Origin of the sequence: Kitasatospora sp. SC0581 (assembly GCF_048159585.1) — a bacterium.
Taxonomy (GTDB): domain Bacteria; phylum Actinomycetota; class Actinomycetes; order Streptomycetales; family Streptomycetaceae; genus Kitasatospora.
Map to the genome: position 1 here is coordinate 1 of NZ_JBLRWA010000184.1, position 395 is coordinate 395.

The window sequence follows — 395 nt, forward strand, 5'->3', positions numbered from 1 at the left end:
CGGGAACCTCAAATCCGGGCAATCTTACATGGATAAAATTGCATACAAACTGGGTGTATCCCCTAACACCGTTAAAAGCTGGATAGGCCAAATGGGACCGAAGTATATCCCGGGCCGGATCGAGGATGCGAAACTGTTCGGCGCCATCTGGCTCATTCTTGAAAAAGGATGCATGAATTTAACGTGGTTCACGGAATTGCTGAAAACCACTTCCATCCCTGTCATCGAACCGGCATTGCCGGCATGGGTGGCGTCCTGCCTTAAAAAAGCAAAAACGATGAACGATAACGGGACAATCGGTACACCCCCGCCCGAGGAAATCAATATGGCCATCTCCCGTCTGTTTGGAAACGCCGCTGTGCTTGAAAGCGAAGAGAAAAACATATTTTCCGCGC

1 pseudogene is annotated in these 395 nt (G+C 49.6%); it reads left to right on the forward strand.

Annotated elements, in window-relative coordinates:
• Positions 1-91: 91 nt before the first annotated feature.
• Positions 92-395, forward strand: a pseudogene (locus tag ACLWS4_RS37685) (hypothetical protein); the annotation flags it as partial.